Here is a 19,658-nt window from a genome sequence, read left to right on the forward strand (position 1 = left end):
GTCTTGGGGGCCATGGTGACCAGGGTCCGCAGGACGGCCGGTCACTGCGACGACAGACGGGGCGTCCATGGGGCGTCACTCTGGCGACGTACGGGGGCGTCAAACCGGTGTCATTACGCCGGTCACGGGTCTAGCCTCGGATCATGACAACGACGGTTCAGGCAAACGATGTTCTGCGCGCCGTACGCATCGGCATGCGCCTTTCTCAGGACGAGTTCGCCAAGGCAGTCAGGGACGCGGGCAAGGCTCTCGGGGAGCCCAACGACGCTTCCAAGAGGCTCGTACAGCGGTGGGAGTCGGGCCAGACTCGCACCTGTCGTCCGGCGTACGCGCGTGCTCTGGAAAAGGCCACGGGGCGACCGGTGGAAGCTCTAGGGTTCGCTCTCGCTTCCCGGGTCCACGAGGACGGCGCAGGAGGCCATGACATGGACTCTGGGGCCGAGGGTGTCTCTCAGCCCGTGGGGGACGCTGAGACGGCCGCACAGCCCCAGGGAGAGGACTTCTCGGGTATCTGGCTCAGCCGGTACGAGTTCTTCAGCTCTAGCCGGGAGCAGACGTTCACGGCTGCTCATCACGTGTTGGTGGTGCATCGGGGGAACCGGCTGACGGTCGAGAGCCTGCCTGGGGCGTCCAGCAACCCTGACAGTCCGATTCACCTGGATCTGACCGTTGACCGGAACGTGGTCACGGGTTCGTGGACGGAGCAGACGGCCACGGATGGCTACTACCAGGGGGCCCGGTATCACGGGGCTATTCAGCTTCTGGTCGAGCCGACCGGGCGACGGATGGCCGGGAAGTGGGTCGGGTTCGGGAAGGACTTTGATGTGAACACGGGGCCGTGGGAACTGCGGCTTCTGGACAAGTCAACTAGCAAGGCTGCTTTGGAGAGTTGGTCTCGCGCCCCTGAGTAGGGTCTGTGTCGGATCACCGCGAAGGTAGAATTATGGTGATCTTGTAGACAGACGGGTCGGCCATGTCGGACAGCCTACTGGCGGGGTGTGACATCCCCGCGGCCCGACCGGGACGACCCGCCCGCCCCTGCGGGGCGGGCGGGGGACGTACCGGCGGGGCGGGCAGGCGGGGGGGGGCGGGGGGGGCCGGGCGGGAGCCGGGCGCGGCCCCGGGCTTGTCATAGCCTCCGGCCTTGCCGGACTTCGCGTACGCGGACCCCGGCAGCTTGTCCCCGTACGCCTTGTGCACCCGCCGCTGGTAGGCGGCGACCGTGGTGCCGTTCTTCCCGACGGCGCGTATCGCGTCCCGGTCGAGCGGAAGGACCCGCTCTCCCTTCTGTACGTACCAGGCGTTGATCTGCGGTTCGAGGAAGACGGTGCCGCCGGGGAGCTTGTCGGCACCCACGCGCGCGTAGCGCGTCTCGTCGTTCCCGGTGGCTATGTTCACCACCTGCCAGGAGCCGGCCTGCTCGGCCGTCCACAGCGACGCCTTCTGGCCGTCGGAGGAGACCGCCTCGCTGGCGAGGAACTCCATGCGGGCGATCGGCGCGCCCCGCTTGCCCGCGACGAAGTCGGGCGACATGTAGTAGACGGGTACGGCCCGCTCCCCCGTCACGCGCGGCGCGGCCTTCGCCTTGCTGACGGCCCCGTCGCGGGCGAAGAACCGGGAGAGCGTGTCGAGGGTCTTCGGGGCCTCGGCCGCGTCGTGGGCGGCACCCCGGGTGGCCTCGGAGGGCGCGGGTGGCGCCGCGGGGCCCGAGTCGGCGGTGGCGTGCGGCGCCGCGAGCCCGAGCAGCAGCGCGGCGGCGGAACCGGCGAGCGCGGCCTTCAGGAGGCGGCCACTGGCGTAACGGCTCTCTACGGAGACGCGGGGCAGGTGACGGGTCATCGCGCTCACGCCCCGATCCGGTACAGCGAGTGGGTCCAGGAGAAGGTGTTGTTGTTGACGTACCAGGAGTGCGACGCCCAGTTGTACCGGTCGCTCGACGGCCACGGGTCGCCCCAGTACACCCAGCTGTTAGCGGTGTCGTAGCCGTAGATGGTGTGCATGTGGCCGCCGCCGTTGGACCACTGGATGCGGGTCTCGACGGGGCGGTTGGCGTTGACCTCGGCCTGCACGGTGTCGTAGCGCAGCCAGCCGGTGACGTACGAGCCGCGGTTGATGCCCATCCAGCCCAGGGCGTTCTGCACGTTGCCCAGGGTGGCCTGGTTGTTGGGGCACTCGGTGTTCTGGCTGCGGTTGAACGCGGCGTTGCAGAACTGGTTCTGGGAGTAGTTCTTGCCCAGGTAGGTGGCGATGGTGTTGCCCGCCGCCGCCCAGCACCAGTTGGTCTTCTGCTGCGCCTGCATGGTGATGTTCAGGCGCTTGGCGGCGAGGACGGACGGGTCGGCGGCGGCGCGGGCGCCGGCCGCCGGGCTCGACACGGAGGACGCCGCGGACGCTACGGAGCGCGCCGCCGAGGTGTCGTGCGGGGCCGCCGCGGCCGTGGCCGTCGGTACGGCCAGCACGGCCGTCACGGCGACGGCGAGGGCGGAAAGCCGTCTCCGCCGACTGGAGTTGCTGGATCTGTGGTGCATCGCGGTCCTCCCGAGCAGTGGGGGTTTGAGGTGGAGGAACGCGTCCGGACGCTGGATTGAGCATCAAGCCTTGTTGACTTCCGGTCAACGCGCTTCAATGCGGAGTTGATGGAACCGTGAACAACAGCCCACCCCTGTGAACACCGGCCGTACGCTCACCTGGTCGCCCGCTCCGATCAGCGCGTACACACCCACGGCCTGTGTGAACGTTCACAGAAAGGACCCGCGGTGCGGCCCGCGCCCTCCCCCACGCATCCCCCCACCCGCCTGCCCGCCCCTCCCCTCGCGGACACCGACCCCGCGGAGCTCGCCTCCGCCCTGCGCACCGGCCCCTTCCACGTCGCGCTGCGCGCGGCGATCGCCGCGCGCAGACTGCCCCTGCAACGCGTCCGCCACCATCTCGCGCGCCACGGCGTCAGCGTCGGGGTGACCAGCCTCAGCTACTGGCAGCAGGGCGCGCGCCGCCCGCAGCGCGCCGAGTCGCTGCGGGCCGTCCGCGCTCTGGAGGAGATACTCGACCTTCCCGAGGAGTCACTGATCCGGCTGCTCGCGCGTGCCGACGAGGGCCCCGACGGGGATCGGCCGCCCGCCCGTTCGTACCGCTCCCTGGTGGAGGCGGCCGATGTCCTGCAGGCCCTCCTGGCCGAGTTGGGGTCCCCGCTCGACGGCGGACTGCACACCGTGGGCCACCACGAGCGCGTCCGCATCGGCGCGGACCGCGAGCTGCTCGGCCGCGACTCGGAGCACGTCGTGCGCGCGCACCGGGACGGCGTGGACCGCTACGTGGCCATCCACCACGGCGACCCCGGCTGCGCGCCCGAGCGCACCCGGGTCCTCGCCCTGGACAACTGCCGTACCGGGCGCGTCCGCTGGCACCACGACACCGGCGTCCTGGTCGCCGAGCTGCTCTTCGACACGCGCCTGCGCACCGGCGAGACGCACATGTTCCGCTACGGCTTCGAGGACGGCACGGCCGGAGCGAGCAGCGAGTACTTTCGCGGCTTCAGCTTTGCGGGCGGCCAGTACGCCCTCCAGGTCCGCTTCGCCAAGGGCGCCCTGCCCGTGCGCTGCCACCGCTTCACGCAGCACTCGACGGCCGCCCCGCGCGCGAGCCGCCAGGAGCTGACGCTGAGCGGCAGCCACCGGTCGGTGCACCTCGTGGAGCCGCAGGTGCGGGCCGGGATCATCGGGATCGAGTGGGACTGGGAGTGAGCGCCGCGGCCCGGCGCACCCGGCCCCGCGGACCAGGCCCCGCCCCTTGGCCCCGCTCAGGCTCCGGGGCCCGCCACGATCTTGCCGCCCGCCACCTTCACGGGCAGCTCCTCCAGGGGAGCCACCGCGGGCTTCTGCAGCACCTTGCCGTTCTTCGCGTCGAACTGGCTGCCGTGGCACTGACAGATCAGCTTGCTGCCCTGGAGCCTGTTGATGGGGCACCGCGCGTGCGTGCAGATCGTGCTGAACGCCTTGTACTCGTCGTCCGCGATCCGGCTGACCACCACGTTGTGGTCGGTGTACAGCTTCGAGCCGCCCACCGGAACCTCGTCGGCCGCGCCCAGGTCCACCGGCTCGGTCGGCGCCGAGCGGTTGCCGTTGCCGTCGCCGGACGAGCAGGCCGTCAGACCGAGCCCGGCGACCGGGACGAGCGCGGCCGCGCGCAGCACGGCGCGACGGGCGTGGGGGGTGCCGGACATGAGGTCTCCACAGGTCAGGAGGGTTTGGCGACGGGGCAGACCCTACCGTTACGGACCTTCGGGACCGCGACAGGGACGGGCGTGACCGTGTCGGCCCGAGCCGTGACCGAGTGCCGCCCGTCCCGGTCCGGCCCCTCGCGCAGGCTCTAGCCTGTGCGCAAGCGGAGCGCAGGAAAGGATCCCTCAGTGATAGTCGCCGCAGGTGAAGCCCTCATCGACCTCGTTCCGCAGGACGCCGGTCCGCCCGCGGGCGAAGGTGCGGGGCTCGCCCCGCTCGCACCCCGGCTCGGCGGCGGCCCCTTCAACACCGCGGTCGCGCTCGGCCGCCTCGGCTCCCCCGCCGCCTTCTGCTCCCGGATCTCGTACGACGCGTTCGGCGAGGCCCTGCTCGCCCGGCTGCGGGCGGCGGGCGTCGACGTCTCGTCGGTGCAGCGCGGAGCCGAGCCGACGACGCTGGCCGTGGCCTCGATCTCCGCGGACGGCTCGGCCGGCTACTCCTTCTACGTCGACGGCACGGCCGACCGGCTCTTCGCCGCGCCCGACCGCCTTCCCGACGGTGTCCGGGCCATGATCTTCGGGACCTGCTCCATGGTCCTGGAGCCGGGCGCGAGCGCGTACGAGGAGCTGATGCGGCGCGCGGCGGCGGAGGGCGTGTTCACGGCCCTCGACCCCAACATCCGCGCCGGGCTCATCCGGGACGCGGACGCCTACCGCGCCCGCTTCAAGAGCTGGCTGCCGTCGGTGGCGCTCCTGAAGCTGTCGGAGGAGGACGCGCGGTGGCTGGGCGGCACGCCGGAGGAGTGGCTGGCGTCCGGGCCCGCCGCCGTCGTGGTCACGCGGGGCGGCGCGGGCATGTCGGTGCTCACGCGCGCGTGCGGCGAGGTCAGCGTGCCGGGCGTCCCCGTGGACGTCGTGGACACGATCGGCGCGGGCGACACGGTCAACGCCGCGCTGCTGCACGGTCTGGCCGCCCGGGACGCGCTGTCGGCGGACGCCGTGGCCGGGCTCGACGCCGGGGCGTGGGCGGACGTCCTGCGGTTCGCGGCGCGCGCGGCGGCCGTGACCTGCTCACGGGCGGGCGCCGAGCCGCCGTACGCGGCGGAGGTGGACGCGTAGGGCGTAGGGCACGCCGACACCGCCTACGCGTGCTCGCGTGGGTCTGTGGGGTGCGTGGGTCGGTGGGGTGCGTGCGCCGGTGGGTCTCGCCTCAGCCACTGACCGCGCGCAGGCCGCCCGGCTGGCGGCCGTTCAGCCGGTCGAGCGCGGCCGACGTGGCGTCGTCGGCCGGGAGGTGCACCAGGAGGCGCTGCCCGTCGACGTCGGGCGTGGCGAGCGACTCGTACGCGAGCCGCAACACGCCCACCTGCGGATGGGCGAGGCGCTGCACGCCGCTGCGGCGCGGCACGCCGGGCACGGCCTGGACGCGATCGGCGAACGGCGCTCCGGCGAGGACCGTCAACTCGTCCACGAGCTGCACCACATGGGGGTCGATCATCGGTGATTCGCTTCTGAGGTGCGCGATCTGCTCGTCGGCGACGCGCTCCCACTCGGGGAAGGCGGTGCGGGCCCGCTCGTCGGTGAAGACGAACCGCAGCAGGTTGGGCCGGTCGCCGTCGAGCAGCCCCAGCGGGCGGGCGACGCGTTCGTAGCCCGTCGTGTACGCGATGACGTCGCTGAGCCGGTTGAGCAGCACGGCCGGGGTGGGCTCCAGGCGGTCGACGATGGCCCGCACGGTCGGGCGCACTTCCCTGGCCGGGGGCGGGGCCGCCGAGCAGCACGGGCCTTCGGCGCCGTTGCTGGCCTTTTCGAGACGGCGCAGATGGATGCGCTCCTCGATGGTCATGCGCAGCGCGTCGGCGAGCGCGCCGAGCACCTGCGCCGACGGGTTGCGGTCGCGGCCCTGTTCGAGGCGGGTCAGGTACTCGACGCTGATGCCCGCGAGCGTGGCGACCTCGGAGCGGCGAAGCCCGGGGGTGCGCCGGCGCGGCCCGCTGGGCAGGCCGACCTCGGTGGGAGTGACGGCTTCCCGGCGTGTGCGCAGGAAGGCGCCCAACTCGTTGTCGCTCACCCCGCGAACGTATCAGGGGGCCGTGCCGGTCGCGGGCCCTGATCGTGGCCCTGTCACTACCAGTCTCAGCCCGGCCTTCCTCCGCCTTCCGGCCCGCCCCAGAGTGGTCGGCATGAGCTTCGAAACCACTGACGCCGCCGTTGCCACCACCCCTCTTCCCCTGCCCGCGGGCCGCTGGGCCATCGATCCGTTCCACTCCGCGGTGAACTTCACGATCCGCCACCTGGGCATCTCCAAGGTGCGGGGCCGCTTCGCCGAGTTCGACGCGGAGCTCGTCGTGGGCGAGACCCTGGAGACCAGTTCCGTGACGTCCACGATCCAGCTGGCGTCGATCGACACCGGCAACGCGGACCGTGACGCGCACGTCCGCGCGTCCGACCTGCTCGACGTGGAGCGCCGCCCCACGATGGTCTTCCGCTCGACGCGCCTCCACGGCGCGGGCGAGGACTGGACGATGGAGGGCGAGCTGACCATCGGCGAGGTGACGCGTCCGGTGACGCTCGCCGTGGAGTTCGGCGGGCTCGGCGAGTTCGGCGACGTCCGGCACGCCGGTTTCGAGGCGACGGGTGAGATCCGGCGCAGCGAGTACGGGCTTTCCTTCGCGCCCGGGATGCTCGGCGAGGTCGTCAAGATCCAGCTGGACATGCAGTTCCTGGAGCCCGGGAAGGGCGACGCGTAGGGCGGGCCTCCGCTGTTGTTGCCGCCGTCGTTCAGCCGTCGTTCAGCCGTCGCCGAAGGCGCCGTGCCGTCCCGCTCCTGCGGTGAACCGGGCGGCGCCTTCGGCCGCTTCGGCGAGCGCGTGCAGGCCGTGCCGCAACTCGCCCGCCAATGCCTGCTGTTCGGGAAGCCCGTGCTGTTCGCGGGCGGAGAGCCGGTCGTGCCGCAGACAGGTCTGCGGGAACGCGGCGATCTCGGCGGCCAGCCGCTCGGCGGCGGCACGCGCGGTGCCCTTCGGTACGACGCGGTTGACGAGGCCCATTCCGAGGGCCTCGGCGGCGTCCACGGGGCGCCCGGTGAGGATCAGGTCCATGGCGCGCCCCTCCCCGATGATCCGGGGCAGCCGTACCGTCCCGCCGTCGATGAGCGGCACGCCCCAGCGGCGGCAGAACACGCCGAGCACGGCGTCGTCCTCGGCGACCCGCAGATCGCACCAGAGGGCGAGCTCCAGGCCGCCCGCGACGGCGTGCCCCGAGACCGCGGCGATGACGGGCTTGGTCAGCGCGAGGCGGGTCGGCCCCATCGGGCCGTCGTGCACGCCGTCCACCTCGGCGACGTCGTTGCTGTCCGGGGTGTTCAGCGCCTTGAGGTCGGCGCCCGCGCAGAAGGTGCCGCCTTCGCCCCACAGGACGGCGACGGACGCGTCCGGGTCGGCGTCGAAGGCGCGGAAGGCGTCGGCGAGGGCGCGGGCGGTGGGTCCGTCGACGGCGTTGCGCACGTCCGGGCGGGAGAGAACCACGGTGGTGACGGGTCCGCTCCGCTCGGTGCGGACGGCGGGCGCTGCGGGTGTGGGCATGTCGTCCGTCTCCCTGGTGGTCGTACAGGCTCCCCGGTGGTCATACGCCTCCAAGCACCGGGCACGATCGGTCCTGGCCGCCCCAGCCGATCACGGGGGCGCGCCGCGCGACAAGCCAGGGACGCGCCGTCCTTACGGAGGGCACGTCCCTGGTGTGCGGCCCGGCCCTGGGGCCTGGGCACGGTCGGGCCCTGCGGCCCGCTCGGTCAGGCCTTGCGGCTGCGCGTCGCCTTCTTCGCAGGGGCCTTCTTCGCGGCCGCCTTCTTGGTGGTGGCCTTCTTCGCGGGGGCCTTCTCAGCGGCGCCCTTGGTGGCGGCCGCCGTCTTCTTGGTGGCGGCGGTCTTGGTCGTCCTGGCCGTCGCCGTCTTCTTCGCGGGGGCGGAGGTGGCCGCGACGGCCGCCTTCTTCCGCGTGCGCCGTGCCGGAGGCGGGCCCGCGTCGCTGATGCGGTCGGCGGCGACGATCTCCCGCAGGAACTTGCCCGTGTGGCTGGCGGGGACTCCGGCGACCTGCTCGGGGGTGCCCTCGGCGATGACGAGGCCACCGCCGCTGCCGCCCTCCGGGCCCATGTCGACGACCCAGTCGGCTGTCTTGATCACGTCGAGGTTGTGCTCGATGACGATGACCGTGTTGCCCTTGTCGACGAGGCCGGACAGGACCTTGATGAGCTTGCTGATGTCCTCGAAGTGCAGACCGGTGGTCGGCTCGTCCAGGACGTAGACCGTGCGGCCCGTGGAGCGCTTCTGCAGCTCGCTCGCCAGCTTGACGCGCTGTGCCTCGCCGCCGGAGAGCGTGGGCGCGGGCTGGCCGAGGCGGACGTAGCCGAGACCCACCTCGTGGAGGGTCTTCAGGTGACGGGCGATGCCGGGGACCGCCTCGAAGAAGTCGAGCGCCTCCTCGATGGGCATGTCGAGGACCTCGGCGATGGACTTGCCCTTGTAGTGCACGTCCAGCGTCTCGCGGTTGTACCGCGCGCCGTGGCAGACCTCGCACGGGACGTACACGTCCGGGAGGAAGTTCATCTCGATCTTGATGGTGCCGTCGCCGGAGCAGTTCTCGCAGCGGCCACCCTTCACGTTGAACGAGAAGCGTCCGGGGAGGTAGCCGCGGACCTTGGCCTCCGTGGTCTCCGCGAAGAGCTTGCGGACGTGGTCGAAGACGCCGGTGTACGTCGCCGGGTTCGACCGGGGGGTGCGGCCGATGGGCGACTGGTCGACGTGGACGACCTTGTCGACGAGGTCGTCGCCGTCCACGCGCGTGTGGCGGCCGGGGACCGACCTCGCGCCGTTCAGCTCCCGGGCCAGGTGCGTGTACAGGATGTCGTTCACGAGGGTCGACTTGCCGGAGCCGGAGACGCCCGTGACGGCGGTGAGCACGCCGAGGGGGAAGGAGACGTCGATGTCCTGGAGGTTGTTCTCCCGGGCGCCGTGCACCGTGAGCTGGCGGCTCGGGTCGGCGGGGCGGCGCACGTCGGGGACCGGGATCTCCTTCTTGCCCGACAGATACTGGCCCGTCATGGACTTGTCGTTGGCGAGCAGCTCCTTCAGGGAGCCGCTGTGCACGACCTTGCCGCCGTGCTCGCCCGCACCGGGGCCGATGTCGACGACCCAGTCGGCGACCTTGATGGTGTCCTCGTCGTGCTCGACCACGATGAGGGTGTTGCCCATGTCGCGCAGCCGGACCAGCGTCTCGATGAGGCGGTGATTGTCCCGCTGGTGCAGGCCGATGGAGGGCTCGTCGAGGACGTAGAGCACGCCGACCAGGCCGGAGCCGATCTGGGTGGCCAGGCGGATGCGCTGGGCCTCGCCGCCGGAGAGGGTGCCCGCGGCGCGGTTCAGCGACAGATAGTCGAGGCCCACGTCGACGAGGAAGCGCAGCCGCTCGTTGACCTCCTTCAGGACGCGCTCGGCGATCTTCTTGTCGCGGGCGGTCAGCTTCAGCTGGGCGAGGAAGTCCGCGCAGTCGCTGATGGACATCGCGGAGACCTCGGCGATGGACTTCCCCATCACCGTGACGGCCAGGATGATCGGCTTCAGACGCGTGCCCTCACAGGTGGGGCAGGGTACCTCGCGCATATAGCCCTCGAAGCGCTCGCGGCTGGAGTCGCTCTCGGCCTCGGAGTGGCGCCGCTTGACGAAGGGGACGGCGCCTTCGAAGGCGGTGGTGTAGACCCGCTCGCGACCGTACCGGTTGCGGTAGCGGACTTCGATCTGGGTCTTGTGGCCGTACAGCAGGGCCTTCTTGGCGCGCTGCGGGAGGCCGGCCCACGGCATGTCCATGGAGAAGCCGAGCGCGTCGGCGAGGGCGCCGACGAGCCGGGCGAAGTAGTCCTTGGTGTGGCCGTGCGACCAGGGGTGGATGGCGCCTTCATTGAGCGACTTCTCCTCGTCCGGGACGAGCAGCTCGGGGTCGACCTCCATGCGGGTGCCGATGCCGGTGCAGTCGGGGCAGGCTCCGAAGGGCGCGTTGAACGAGAAGGAGCGGGGCTCCAGCTCCTCGAAGGACAGGTCGTCGTACGGGCAGTACAGGTGCTCCGAGTACATGCGCTCGCGCTCGGGGTCGTCCTCGGGGAGGTCGACGAAGTCGAGCACGACCATGCCGCCGGAGAGGCCGAGCGCGGTCTCCACGGAGTCGGTCAGGCGGCGCTTGGCGCTCTCCTTGACCGTGAGGCGGTCGACGACCACCTCGATGGTGTGCTTCTCCTGCTTCTTGAGCTGGGGCGGCTCGGAGAGCTGGATGGTGGCGCCGTCGACCCGCGCGCGGCTGTACCCCTTCGTCTGGAGATCGGCGAAGAGGTCGACGAACTCGCCCTTGCGCTCGCGCACCAGCGGCGACAGGACCTGGAAGCGGCTGCCCTCGGGCAGCTCCAGGACCTTGTCGACGATGGCCTGCGGCGACTGGCGGCTGATCGGGCGGCCGCACTCGGGGCAGTGCGGCTTGCCGATGCGCGCGAACAGCAGGCGCAGGTAGTCGTACACCTCGGTGATGGTGCCGACCGTCGAGCGCGGGTTGCGCGAGGTCGACTTCTGGTCGATGGAAACCGCGGGCGAGAGGCCTTCGATGAAGTCGACGTCCGGCTTGTCCATCTGGCCGAGGAACTGGCGCGCGTACGACGAGAGGGACTCGACGTACCGGCGCTGACCCTCGGCGAAGATCGTGTCGAACGCGAGCGAGGACTTGCCGGACCCGGACAGACCGGTGAAGACGATGAGGGAGTCACGCGGGAGGTCGAGCGAGACGTTCTTGAGATTGTGCTCGCGCGCGCCACGGACGATGAGACGGTCGGCCACGCCGGTCCGCACCTTTCTTGAGAGAAGTGACAGGGGCGGGGCCCCCGTCCTTCACAGACTAGGGCGACCCACTGACAACGACGGGCCGGATCCTGTGGTTGGTGAAACCCGGACCATCAAGAGTGCCCGATGCTGCTACCGAGCGTATAGCACGGACATTCGATTTGAGGGGGTCCTCCACCGCCTTCACCCGAACGTGTGGCGGGGCTATCGTCTGGCCCATGATTGATCATGTGCGCGACCTGGCGTCTGTACGTGACGCGACCGAAAGGCTGCTGAGCGCAGTCTCCGCATGGGACAACGCCGCGACCGCCGAGCCGTCACGGCTTCCGGGCTGGAGCCGCGGCCACGTCCTCACCCACCTGGCACGGAACGCCGACGCGTTGGTGAACGTTCTCGCAGGCCGCCCCATGTACACGAGCGCCGAGGCCCGCGACGGCGACATCGAGCGGGGCGCGCCGCGCCCGCTGGCCGAGCAGATCGAGGACCTGCGGCTCTCCGCGGCCCGCTTCCAGGACGAGGCCGACCGGCCCGCGGACTGGTCCCGGACGGTGGAGCTGCGCAACGGCGTCACGGACTCCGCGTCCCGGGTGCCGTTCCGGCGCTGGATCGAGATGGAGCTGCACCACGTCGACCTGGGCGTGGGGTACGAGCTCGAGGACCTGCCCGCCGACTTCGTGGAGCGCGAGATCGACTTCCTCACGGACCGCTTCCTGGGGAAGGCCGGCGTCCCCGCGACCCGTGTCACCGACGGCACGCGCGCGTGGAGCACGGGCCGCGTCCAGGAGAGCGGGGAGAAGCCGGAGGTCACGGTCAGTGGCCCGGCCCCCGCTCTGCTCGGCTGGCTCGCGGGCCGCCGCGACCCGGCGGAGCTCACCGCCGCCCTGACCGTCGAGGGTGGCCCGCTCCCCTCGCTGCCCCCTCTGTAGGACGGATTAGGCTGACTTCCATGACGTACAGCGGAGCGGTGAAGGTCGGTGGACCCGCGGACGTGCACGAGCTGCGGGACCTGATGATCTCGAAGGTCGCGGTCGGGCCGATGAACAACAACGCCTATCTGCTGCGCTGTCGGGCCACCGACGAGCAGCTCCTGATCGACGCGGCGAACGAGTCCGCGACCCTGCTGACCCTGATCGGCGGCGACGGCATCGCGGCCGTCGTCACCACGCATCAGCACGGGGACCACTGGCAGGCCCTGGAGGAGGTCGTCGGGGCGACGGGCGCGCGGACGTACGCGGGCCGTGAGGACGCCGAGGGCATCCCGGTGCCGACGGACGTCCTCGTGGACGACGGCGACACGATCGAATTCGGCCGGATCTCGCTCACCGCGCGCCATCTTGTGGGCCACACCCCGGGCTCGATCGCGCTCGTCTACGACGACCCGCACGGCCACCCGCACGTCTTCACGGGCGACTGCCTCTTCCCCGGCGGCGTCGGTAACACGTGGGAGGACCCGGAGCGGTTCAAGAGCCTCATCGACGGCGTCGAGACGAAGATCTTCGGCACGCTTCCGGACGAGACCTGGGTCTACCCCGGGCACGGCGACGACACGACGCTGGGCGCCGAGCGCCCGCACCTGTCGGAGTGGCGCGAGCGCGGCTGGTGAACCGGTGGGCGGCGCCGGACCCCGGCGCCGCCGTCAGCCCCGCGCCACGAGCGCGGCCACCCGCTCGACGCCGAACACGTACCCCTGCACCCCGCACCCCGCGATGACGCCGTCGGCGCGCTGCGAGACGTACGAGTGGTGCCGGAAGGGCTCCCGCTGGTGGATGTTGGAGATGTGGACCTCCACCACCGGCATGCCGTCGCAGGCGTTGAGCGCGTCCAGGATCGCGACGGACGTGTGGGAGTAGGCGGCGGGGTTGATGACGATGCCCACGTGGTGCTCGCGCGCCTCGTGGATCCAGTCCACCAGTTCGCCCTCGTGGTTGGACTGCCTGAGGTCGACCGTCCCGCCGTGCGCCGCGGCCGCCTCGGCGCACCGGGCGGCCACGTCGGCGAGCGTGTCGGTGCCGTAGATCTCCGGCTGCCGCTTGCCCAGGAGGTTCAGGTTGGGCCCGTTCAGGATCATGATCGGGGCGGTGGCGAGGGTGTGGGGCACAGGGACCTCCGTGCGTCGGGCGGCTGCTCACAGACGGTCTATCACGGCGCGTCAGGGGCCGTTCGGCACGGTGTGCCGGGGGCCGTCCGCCGCGCTGCGGCACGGGCCGTCGGCCGCGCTGCGGCACGGGCCGTCTCTCGCGGTGCGGGTGCCGGTTATCGCGGTGCGGGTGCCGGGCGGACCGACGTACGCTGCCGGGCATGACGCCGTCCGTGGTACCGCCCCAGTACCCGCCGAAGCCCCAGCCCGGTGACCGCGTGGCGGTCGTCTCGCCGTCCTCCGGACTGCCGGAGCTCTTCCCGCTGCCCTACAACCTCGGGCTCGCGCGCCTCCAGGGGCAGTTCCACCTGGAGCCGGTGGAGTACCCCACGACGCGCAAGATGGGCGCCTCGCCGCGCGAGCGGGCCGACGACCTGCACGCCGCGTTCGCCGACCCGACGGTGAAGGCCGTCATCGCGAGCATCGGCGGCGACGACCAGATCACCCTGCTGCCGTTCCTGGACCGGGAGTTGATCCGCGCGCACCCGAAGCCGTTCTTCGGGTTCAGCGACAACACCGTCCTGCACGCCTTCCTGTGGCAGACGGGCGTCGTCAGCTTCCACGGCGCGTCCGTGATGTGCGAGCTGGGGCGGCCGGGAGCCGTGGCCCGGCAGACCGCCGACTCCCTTCGGGCCGCCCTCTTCGTACCGGGCCCCTACGAAGTGGTCCCCGCCGACCGCTTCCGGGTCATGGACGTCCCCTGGGACGACCCGGACACGTTCGTCGACGAGCCGGCGACCGAACCGGGCGAGGGCTGGACCTGGCGCCTACCCAAAGGGGCCGAGCGGGTCGTGGAGGGGCGCACCTGGGGCGGCAGTCTGGAGGTACTGTCCTGGCTCCTGATGGCGGACCGCGAGATCGCCTCCGATCCGGCCGCGTACGACGGTCATGTGCTCTTCCTGGAGACGTCCGAGGAACTGCCCTCCGCCGCCGAGGTGTTCCGCATCCTGCGCAACATGGGCGAGCGCGGGCTCCTCGCCCGCTTCGGCGCGCTCGTCATGGGCCGCGCGAAGAGCTGGAGCTTCGACCGGCCCAACGGCCCGGAGGAGCGGACCCGCTACGCCCTCGAACAGCGCGCGGCGGTGCTCCGCGCGCTCGACGCGTACGCCCCGGACACCATGGCGGTCTTCGACGTGGACCTGGGGCACACGGATCCGCAGTACGTGATCCCCTATGGGGGCGTGATCCGGGTGGACGGCTCGGAGAGGCGCATTACGGTCACGTACTGAAGCGCTTCCCGTAACCGCCCCGCACGGCGCCTGGTTGACGCACCGTGCACACCAGTGACTCTCCGTCGAACCCCCGGACCGGTGCCGCTCCGTCGCTGCCGCGGCTCGCCGCCGCCGCGCTCGCGGGGACCGCCATCGAGTTCTACGACTTCTTCGTGTACGGCACCGCGGCGGCGCTCGTGCTCGGGCCGCTGTTCTTCCCGACGTTCTCGCCCCTGGCGGGGACGCTCGCCGCGTTCGCGACGTTCGGGGTGGGCTTCGTCGCCCGGCCGCTGGGGTCCGTCATCTTCGGGCACGTCGGCGACCGGCACGGCCGACGGCCCGTCCTGGTGGTCTCGCTGCTCATGACGGGCCTCGCCACCGTCGCCGTCGGCTGCCTGCCGACGTACGAGTCGATCGGCGTCGCCGCTCCCCTGCTGCTGCTCGTCCTGCGCTTCGTGCAGGGCGTGGGGCTCGGCGGTGAGTGGGGCGGGGCGGTGCTCCTGGCGGCCGAGCACGCCCCCGCCGAGCGGCGCGGGCTGTGGGCGAGCTTCCCGCAGATGGGCCCCGCGATCGGGTTCCTGTTCGCCAACGGCATCACCCTGGGGCTCTCGGTGATGCTCACGGAAGCGCAGTTCGCCTCCTGGGGATGGCGGGTTCCGTTCTGGGTGGCGGGTCTGCTCGCGGCGGCCGGGCTCGCGCTGCGCGCCTCCCTGGAGGAGAGCCCGGACTTCCTGGGGGTACGCGAGCCCGCGCGCGTGCCGCTCGCGGAGGTGCTGCGCGGCCACTGGCGGCTCGTCCTGCTCACGGCGGGCGCCATCGCGGTCGGGTACGCGGTGTTCTACGCCGTGACGACGTGGTCGCTGGCCTACGGAGTGGAGCGGCTCGGTGTGAGCCGCACGGTGATGCTGGCGTGCGTGATGGCGGCCGTCGTCGCCAAGGGTGCGCTGACGCCCGTGTCCGCGCACCTGGGGGACCGCTACGGGCGGCGTCCGCTGTGCCTGCTCGGGTGCGCGGCGCTCGCCCTGTGGATGTTCCCGATGGTGGCGCTCCTGGCGACAGGACAGCCGCTGCTGATGTTCCTCGGCTTCCTGGTGGCCCTGATCGCGTTCACGGCGATGTTCGGCGTGGTCGCGGCGTATCTGCCGGAGCTGTACGAGCCGCGTGTGCGCTGCACGGGGGCCTCGGTGGGCTACAACCTCGGCGGGGTGCTCGGCGGCGCGCTCACGCCGATCGTGGCGACCGCGATGGCGCGCGGCGAGGGCACGCCCTGGGGCGTGGCGGCGTATCTGACGGGCGTGGCGCTGCTGAGCCTCGGCTGCTTCGCGCTGCTGCCGGAGACGCGGCCCGCGAGCCGGGCGGTGCCGGTCACCGGGTGACGGGCACCGCCCTGGGCTCACGGGTTCATGGCCAGCTCCAGATAGGCCGCGAAGAGCACCAGGTGGACGCCGCCCTGCAGGAGGGTGGCCCGGCCCGGCACGACGGTGAGCGTGCTGACGCCGACCGTGAGCAGGAGCAGCACCATGTGGGTCGAGCTGAGGCCGAGCACGAGCGGTCCGGTCAGCCACACGGAGGCGATGGCGACGGCGGGGATGGTCAGGCCGATGCTGGCCATCGCCGAGCCGAGGGCCAGGTTCAGGCTGGTCTGCACGCGGTCGCGGCGGGCGGCGCGCACGGCCGCGATGGTCTCCGGGAGCAGCACGAGCAGCGCGATGATCACGCCGACGACGGCGTGCGGCAGGCCCGCGGACTCGACGCCCGACTCGATGGTCGGCGACACGCCCTTGGCGAGGCCGACGACGCCGACCAGGGCGAGCGCGAGCAGCCCGAGGCTGATCATGGCGGTGCGGGCGGAGGGGACCTCGGCGTGGTCGTCGGGGTCGCGGACCTCGCCCTCCTTGGTGACCGGCAGGAAGTAGTCGCGGTGGCGCACGGTCTGCGTCGCCACGAACAGGCCGTACAGGACGAGCGAGGCCAGGGCCGCGAAGGTGAGCTGCGAGGTGGAGAACTCCGGGCCCGGCTTGGACGTCGTGAACGTCGGCAGGACCAGGCTGAGCGTGGCCAGCGTGGCGACCGTCGCGAGGGCCGCTCCGGTGCCTTCGGGGTTGAAGACCGCGACGCGGTGCCGCAGGGCCGCGGTGAGCAGGCACAGACCCACTATGCCGTTGCAGGTGATCATCACGGCGGCGAAGACGGTGTCGCGCGCCAGGGTGGAGCTCTTGTCGCCGCCGTCGGCCATCAGGGTGACGATCAGGGCCACCTCGATGATCGTCACGGCGACGGCGAGGACGAGGGAGCCGAACGGTTCGCCCACGCGGTGCGCGATGACCTCGGCGTGGTGCACCGCGGCGAGCACGGCCCCGGCGAGGACCACCGTCACCAGGGCGACGATGCCACCGGGAAGGTCCCGCCCCCAGGTGCAGGCGAGCAGGACGACTCCGAGAGCGGGCACTGCGGTTGTCCACCGCGAGGCGATGGCCCGGAGTCTAGGGATCATGTCTTCGATGCTGCCCCGCGCGCGGGAGGGCCGCGACTCCATACATTCCTCTCTATGCGGAAGCGGTGCACAGTCGTGGACTGTGCACCGCTCCGGTGGTTCCTTTCGGCGGTACCCGCTCCCTACGGAGAGGGGCGCCTTCGTACTACCTCTCTACGGAGAGAGCGGTTACGCCTCGATGCTGTCCTTCGGGGCGTCGTCCTTGCCCGTCGCCGCGGCGGCCGCCTCGCGCTCCTGCTGCTTCTTGGAGGCGATGAGGCTGGTGATCGTCGTGATCACCAGGACACCGCAGATGACGCCGAGCGAGACCGGGATGGAGATCTCGGGGACGTGCACGCCGTTCTCGTGCAGGGCGTGCAGGACCAGCTTCACGCCGATGAAGCCGAGGATCACCGACAGGCCGTAGCTGAGGTGGACCAGCTTCCTCAGGAGGCCGCCGATGAGGAAGTACAGCTGCCGCAGACCCATCAGGGCGAAGGCGTTGGCGGTGAAGACGATGTACGGGTCCTGGGTGAGGCCGAAGATCGCGGGGATGGAGTCCATCGCGAACAGCACGTCGGTGGTGCCGATGGCGAGCATGACGACCATCAGGGGCGTCATGATGCGCTTGCCGTTCTTCTGGACGAACAGCTTCGTGCCCTCGTAGCGGTCCGAGACGCCGAACTTCTTCTCGATGGACTTCAGGAGGCGGTTCTCCTCCCAGTCCTCTTCCTCCTCGTCGGCGCGCGCCTCCTGGATGAGCTTCCAGGCGGTGTAGATCAGGAAGGCGCCGAAGATGTAGAAGACCCAGGAGAAGTTGGCGATGACCGCGGCGCCGGCGGCGATGAAGATCGCTCGCAGGACCAGGGCGATCAGCACGCCGAACAGCAGCACGCGCTGCTGGAGGTGTGAGGGCACCGAGAACTTCGCCATGATCAGGATGAAGACGAAGAGGTTGTCGACGCTCAGCGACTTCTCGGTGATGAAGCCGGCGAAGAACTCACCCGAGGCCTGGCTCTCGCCCGCGATCAGCAGGCCGAGTCCGAAGAGCGCCGCGAGGACGATCCAGACGATCGTCCAGATACCGGCTTCCTTGATCGACACATCGTGCGGCTTGCGCCCGATGAAGAAGTCGACCGCGATCAGGGCACACAGACCGAGAACGGTCGTCACCCACAAGGTCATAGAAACGTCCACTGCGCCTCCGGCGTCGTACGGCTACTGATCAGCGTCGTCGCTGCCGGAGGTCTCTTCCACCCGGGCCCCCTCGGTGCCTGCCGGGCCGACGCCCCGGGACCGATGGCGGTCCGTATTGACGGGCACGTCGCGTACGGGAGTACTCCCCTCCGCACGGAGAAGCCTACGCGAAAGACCAAGGTTTGGTAAAGGCCACGGCAAACGGCTACCAAATGACCAGGTCAGAACCGCAAGCGGTCACTTAGTCGACTTACGCATCACTCGCCAGGGACGCCCTCGCGCGTCAGCGGATGACTCAGCGGCTGCCCGTGCGCCGGGCCCTGCCCACGCCTGCCAGGACGTGGTGGAGGACCTCGCTGCCGGACGGCGGCAGCGGCGGCTCGTACGTCCACGCGTGACCCACCCAGGGGTCGGCGAGGTGGTCGTCGGGCACCGGGGTCAGCCGCAGGAGCGCGCGCCACAGCGGGTCGAGGAGCGGGCCGTACTCCCGGGCGTCCTCGCGGTCGGCGACCATCATCAGGTGGACGCCGACAGCCGGGCCCTCGTCGGCCAGGTAGCGCAGCTGGGTCACGGCGCGGTCGTCGAAACCGTGCGGGAAGTCGTTGACCACCAGGAGGTGCTCGCCCGTGTCGAGGTCCGGCGGCAGGGACGAGGTGACGCCGCCGCGGACGGCCATCTGCAGCAGGTCCACCCGCTGGGTGAGCTTGGTGAGGACGGCGCCGGTGCCCGCGGCCCCGGAGGCGGGCGGCTCGTCGAGGGCCCCGGACGTCACGAGCGGGGCCAGCGCGGCCGCGCCGGTGCCCGCCGGGTCGATGACGTGCACGGTGAACTCGCCGGGCGGATAGACGGCCAGCAGCCGCGCCGCGTGCGCGACGGCGCTGTCCAGGGCGAGGCGGCGCAGGGTGTCGGCGTCCGCGAGCGAGTCGGCGCCCGAGCGGCCGCTGTCGATCCACAGACCGCGCTCCAGAGGCAGCCGCACCAGCATGGGGATGCGCAGCTCCGGGCGCTCCGGCAGCTGGAGCCCGCCGAGGCGCACGGCCATGGGGATCTCCATGGGCGCGCGGTAGGCGTGCCAGACGGGGCTCGACCAGTCGGCGAAGGCCGGGGGCAACGCGGGCTCCACGACGTCCGCCTCGGCGGCGAGCTGGCCCAGGTCGCGGTCGAGCGCGGCCCTGGCCTGGTCGACGAGGTCGCCGTGCTTGGCGCGGGCCGTCTCGCGCGCGGCGTCACCCGCGCCGCCGATGCGGCTGCGCGGGTCGGAGAGGACCTTGTCGAGCTCCTGCTCCATGCGCGAGTCGGCGAAGTCGACGGCGCTGCGGTACGCCGCCGTGGAGCGGGCCAGGTCCTCGAACATGCCCCACACCTGGTTGTAGAGGCGCTCCTCGAGGGACCAGCCGGTGGCGTCGCCCGCGACGGGCTGAGCGGGCTGTCCGGGCGCGGCCGCCGGTGCGGCGGGCGGGGGCGGCGGGGGCGCGCTGGTCTGGCGGCGCGGGTGGGTGTAGTTGACGGGGCCGCCGTCGCCGGGCGCGGGCGGGCCCGGCTGGGCC

The 19,658-nt window shown here is 71.6% G+C and carries 17 protein-coding genes and 1 pseudogene; 8 read left to right on the plus strand and 10 right to left on the minus strand.

From position 1 onward, the window contains the following. Positions 1-143 precede the first annotated feature (143 nt). Positions 144-911 (plus strand): helix-turn-helix domain-containing protein, encoded by a 768-nt coding sequence (locus IG74_RS0140595; RefSeq protein WP_030687914.1) that lies wholly within the window; start codon positions 144-146, stop codon positions 909-911. Positions 912-924: 13 nt separating this feature from the next. Here the strand turns inward: IG74_RS0140595 and IG74_RS0140600 are convergent, their stop codons facing one another. Together IG74_RS0140600 and IG74_RS0140605 are read right to left on the minus strand one after the other, a co-directional pair. Then, a complete protein-coding gene (locus tag IG74_RS0140600; RefSeq protein WP_234334613.1) occupies positions 925-1,839 on the minus strand; it encodes a hypothetical protein in 915 nt (304 codons plus the stop codon). A gap of 5 nt (positions 1,840-1,844) precedes the next feature. Next, positions 1,845-2,528, minus strand: a complete 684-nt coding sequence (locus IG74_RS0140605; protein ID WP_030687918.1) for a papain-like cysteine protease family protein — start codon at positions 2,526-2,528, stop codon at positions 1,845-1,847. Between the two features lie 267 nt (positions 2,529-2,795). Here IG74_RS0140605 and IG74_RS0140610 point away from each other — a divergent pair, with 267 nt between their 5' ends. Continuing rightward, on the plus strand, positions 2,796-3,740 hold the full coding sequence (locus tag IG74_RS0140610) for a hypothetical protein (RefSeq protein ID WP_030687919.1): 945 nt from the start codon (positions 2,796-2,798) through the stop codon (positions 3,738-3,740). A 56-nt stretch (positions 3,741-3,796) separates the two neighbouring features. Here IG74_RS0140610 and IG74_RS0140615 read toward each other — a convergent pair whose 3' ends face one another. Further along, a complete protein-coding gene (locus IG74_RS0140615) occupies positions 3,797-4,219 on the minus strand; it encodes a Rieske (2Fe-2S) protein (protein ID WP_030687920.1) in 423 nt (140 codons plus the stop codon). Positions 4,220-4,405: 186 nt separating this feature from the next. Here IG74_RS0140615 and IG74_RS0140620 point away from each other — a divergent pair, with 186 nt between their 5' ends. Next, the gene (locus IG74_RS0140620) at positions 4,406-5,335 is read left to right on the plus strand and encodes a carbohydrate kinase family protein (RefSeq protein ID WP_030687921.1); all 930 of its coding nucleotides are present in this window, start codon (positions 4,406-4,408) and stop codon (positions 5,333-5,335) included. 91 nt (positions 5,336-5,426) lie between these two features. On the opposite strand, the gene IG74_RS0140625 is transcribed toward IG74_RS0140620, so the two are convergent. After that, on the minus strand, positions 5,427-6,287 hold the full coding sequence (locus IG74_RS0140625) for a helix-turn-helix domain-containing protein (protein ID WP_030687925.1): 861 nt from the start codon (positions 6,285-6,287) through the stop codon (positions 5,427-5,429). A gap of 112 nt (positions 6,288-6,399) precedes the next feature. Here IG74_RS0140625 and IG74_RS0140630 point away from each other — a divergent pair, with 112 nt between their 5' ends. Next, positions 6,400-6,966, plus strand: a complete 567-nt coding sequence (locus IG74_RS0140630; protein WP_037826950.1) for a YceI family protein — start codon at positions 6,400-6,402, stop codon at positions 6,964-6,966. Between the two features lie 42 nt (positions 6,967-7,008). Here the strand turns inward: IG74_RS0140630 and IG74_RS0140635 are convergent, their stop codons facing one another. Both IG74_RS0140635 and uvrA read right to left on the minus strand, forming a co-directional pair. Beyond that, positions 7,009-7,800: a crotonase/enoyl-CoA hydratase family protein gene (locus tag IG74_RS0140635; protein ID WP_030687927.1), complete on the minus strand. Its 792-nt coding sequence runs from the start codon at positions 7,798-7,800 to the stop codon at positions 7,009-7,011. A gap of 206 nt (positions 7,801-8,006) precedes the next feature. Then, positions 8,007-11,090 carry an excinuclease ABC subunit UvrA gene (gene uvrA, locus IG74_RS0140640; protein WP_037826961.1) on the minus strand — a complete coding sequence of 1,028 codons (3,084 nt, stop codon included), beginning with the start codon at positions 11,088-11,090 and terminating at the stop codon, positions 8,007-8,009. A 221-nt stretch (positions 11,091-11,311) separates the two neighbouring features. Between uvrA and IG74_RS0140645 the strand changes: the two genes are divergently transcribed. Together IG74_RS0140645 and IG74_RS0140650 are read left to right on the plus strand one after the other, a co-directional pair. Next, on the plus strand, positions 11,312-12,019 hold the full coding sequence (locus tag IG74_RS0140645) for a maleylpyruvate isomerase family mycothiol-dependent enzyme (RefSeq protein ID WP_030687930.1): 708 nt from the start codon (positions 11,312-11,314) through the stop codon (positions 12,017-12,019). 20 nt (positions 12,020-12,039) lie between these two features. Continuing rightward, positions 12,040-12,696 (plus strand): MBL fold metallo-hydrolase, encoded by a 657-nt coding sequence (locus IG74_RS0140650; protein ID WP_030687932.1) that lies wholly within the window; start codon positions 12,040-12,042, stop codon positions 12,694-12,696. 33 nt (positions 12,697-12,729) lie between these two features. Here the strand turns inward: IG74_RS0140650 and aroQ are convergent, their stop codons facing one another. After that, a complete protein-coding gene (gene aroQ / locus IG74_RS0140655) occupies positions 12,730-13,191 on the minus strand; it encodes a type II 3-dehydroquinate dehydratase (RefSeq protein WP_030687938.1) in 462 nt (153 codons plus the stop codon). A 200-nt stretch (positions 13,192-13,391) separates the two neighbouring features. On the opposite strand from aroQ, the gene IG74_RS0140660 reads away from it, so the two are divergent. Beyond that, positions 13,392-14,459, plus strand: a complete 1,068-nt coding sequence (locus IG74_RS0140660; protein ID WP_030687940.1) for a S66 family peptidase — start codon at positions 13,392-13,394, stop codon at positions 14,457-14,459. 95 nt (positions 14,460-14,554) lie between these two features. Beyond that, positions 14,555-15,817: an MFS transporter gene (locus IG74_RS0140665; protein ID WP_030687941.1), complete on the plus strand. Its 1,263-nt coding sequence runs from the start codon at positions 14,555-14,557 to the stop codon at positions 15,815-15,817. A 17-nt stretch (positions 15,818-15,834) separates the two neighbouring features. On the opposite strand, the gene IG74_RS0140670 is transcribed toward IG74_RS0140665, so the two are convergent. The 3 genes and pseudogenes from IG74_RS0140670 to IG74_RS0140680 form a co-directional block, all read right to left on the minus strand. Then, a complete protein-coding gene (locus IG74_RS0140670; RefSeq protein WP_030687943.1) occupies positions 15,835-16,935 on the minus strand; it encodes a calcium:proton antiporter in 1,101 nt (366 codons plus the stop codon). Between the two features lie 168 nt (positions 16,936-17,103). Continuing rightward, positions 17,104-18,111 (minus strand): TerC family protein, encoded by a 1,008-nt coding sequence (locus IG74_RS0140675; protein ID WP_030687946.1) that lies wholly within the window; start codon positions 18,109-18,111, stop codon positions 17,104-17,106. Positions 18,112-18,406: 295 nt separating this feature from the next. Then, positions 18,407-19,658: pseudogene (locus IG74_RS0140680) on the minus strand (export associated protein); the annotation flags it as partial.

This window comes from Streptomyces sp. NRRL B-1347, assembly GCF_000720325.1.
Classification (GTDB): domain Bacteria; phylum Actinomycetota; class Actinomycetes; order Streptomycetales; family Streptomycetaceae; genus Streptomyces.

Coding starts and splice junctions, on each gene's coding strand:
- IG74_RS0140595 (WP_030687914.1), top strand. CDS start 144: ATGACAACGACGGTTCAGGCAAACGATGTTCTGCGCGCCGTACGCATC.
- IG74_RS0140615 (WP_030687920.1), bottom strand. CDS start 4,219: ATGTCCGGCACCCCCCACGCCCGTCGCGCCGTGCTGCGCGCGGCCGCG.
- IG74_RS0140630 (WP_037826950.1), top strand. CDS start 6,400: ATGAGCTTCGAAACCACTGACGCCGCCGTTGCCACCACCCCTCTTCCC.
- IG74_RS0140645 (WP_030687930.1), top strand. CDS start 11,312: ATGATTGATCATGTGCGCGACCTGGCGTCTGTACGTGACGCGACCGAA.
- IG74_RS0140635 (WP_030687927.1), bottom strand. CDS start 7,800: ATGCCCACACCCGCAGCGCCCGCCGTCCGCACCGAGCGGAGCGGACCC.
- IG74_RS0140660 (WP_030687940.1), top strand. CDS start 13,392: ATGACGCCGTCCGTGGTACCGCCCCAGTACCCGCCGAAGCCCCAGCCC.
- IG74_RS0140605 (WP_030687918.1), bottom strand. CDS start 2,528: ATGCACCACAGATCCAGCAACTCCAGTCGGCGGAGACGGCTTTCCGCC.
- IG74_RS0140600 (WP_234334613.1), bottom strand. CDS start 1,839: ATGACCCGTCACCTGCCCCGCGTCTCCGTAGAGAGCCGTTACGCCAGT.
- IG74_RS0140670 (WP_030687943.1), bottom strand. CDS start 16,935: ATGATCCCTAGACTCCGGGCCATCGCCTCGCGGTGGACAACCGCAGTG.
- IG74_RS0140650 (WP_030687932.1), top strand. CDS start 12,040: ATGACGTACAGCGGAGCGGTGAAGGTCGGTGGACCCGCGGACGTGCAC.